This window comes from Photorhabdus sp. CRCIA-P01, assembly GCF_003545805.1.
Lineage (GTDB): Bacteria > Pseudomonadota > Gammaproteobacteria > Enterobacterales > Enterobacteriaceae > Photorhabdus > Photorhabdus antumapuensis.
In genome coordinates, this window is sequence record NZ_NMQR01000179.1 from 1 (window position 1) to 1,252 (window position 1,252).

Consider the following 1,252-nt stretch of genomic DNA (forward strand, 5'->3'; position numbering starts at 1 on the left):
TGTAGCGGTCAAGAAATTCCGGACACCATTTTAGCCTTTTCCCATTGCTTCTCGTATTCAACGGGAGAAATGCCTCCATTAAAACTATGGGGGCGAATGTAATTATAATATCCACCCAGATATTGCGTGATATCTCTTATCGCTTCATGCATATCCTGATAGCCTTCTGGGGGAACCCATTCACTTTTCAGACTCCGGAATACCCGTTCCATCGGCGAATTATCATAGCAGCAGCCTCTGCGACTCATGCTTTGGATAATCTTGTTTCGCCAGAGTAAGCGGCGAAACTTTTTACTGCTGTATTGACTGCCTTGATCGGAGTGAAAAATCAGCCGGCCTTCAATATGACGGGTTTCCAGTGCGTTTCTCAGTGCCCGGCAGACCAGCCCGGCATCCGGTGACGTCGACATGGCCATCCCCACCACACGGCGGGAAAACAAATCCATCACCACAGCGAGATAGCACCAGCCCGCTTCTGTTCGAATGTAGGTGATATCGCCGCACCACCGGGTATTCGGACATGCCGGGATAAAATCCTGTTGCAAAAGGTTCGGTGAGGCAACGTGCTCTTTCCCCGCAGGGCGATCACGGTGAGCCCCCGGTTGACGACTTTGCAGACCGCATTCCTGCATTAACCGCCGGGCTTTCCAGCGCCCAACCGGGTAGCCTTCATGGGTCAGCAACTGACTCAGGGTGCGGCTGCCTATCGCGCCCCGACTTTGGGTATACAGCTCGCGGGTACGGGCACGTAACCGCAGACGTTCCGCATCAACGGAACGTTGCCGCCAGTCATAATAGGCACTGCGCGACACCTGAAGCGTCTGGCATAAATCCTTAACTGGCCACTGGGCGCTCAGCCGTGTGATCAGCGAATAGGTCCGGTCCGCAGTTCGCTCATCAGCACGGCCGCCTGCTTTAGGATTTCTTTTTCCATTTCCAGGCGTCTGACCTGTTTTTCCAGCGCTTGTATACGGCGTTGTTCGGGAGTCAAAGCCTGACCCGCCGGGGTCATCCCCTGTTGTTCAGCTTTATATTGACGTACCCACTTTCCGAGTGTGCTGGTATCTATCCCCAAAGCGCGAGCCACATCAACAACACGTTGCTGATGAAGAATGACTTGCTGAACCGCTTCCAACTTGAATTCAGCGGAATAGTGGCATCTTGGCTGTTTCAATTTCATCATCATACCTCACTTTCACTGTTAATCAGATTAGCAGGCTTGTGAGATGTCCGGAATTCTTATACCACTACA

General features: G+C 52.3%; 1 protein-coding gene. It reads right to left on the bottom strand.

Features of this window, described 5'->3' with window-relative positions; genetic code table 11:
* Positions 1-8 precede the first annotated feature (8 nt).
* A protein-coding gene (locus D3222_RS24665; protein WP_369973543.1) for an IS3 family transposase occupies positions 9-1,174 on the bottom strand; the annotation gives its coding sequence in 2 pieces (ribosomal slippage) (positions 9-913 and positions 913-1,174; 1,167 coding nt in all).
* Positions 1,175-1,252: the final 78 nt, after the last annotated feature.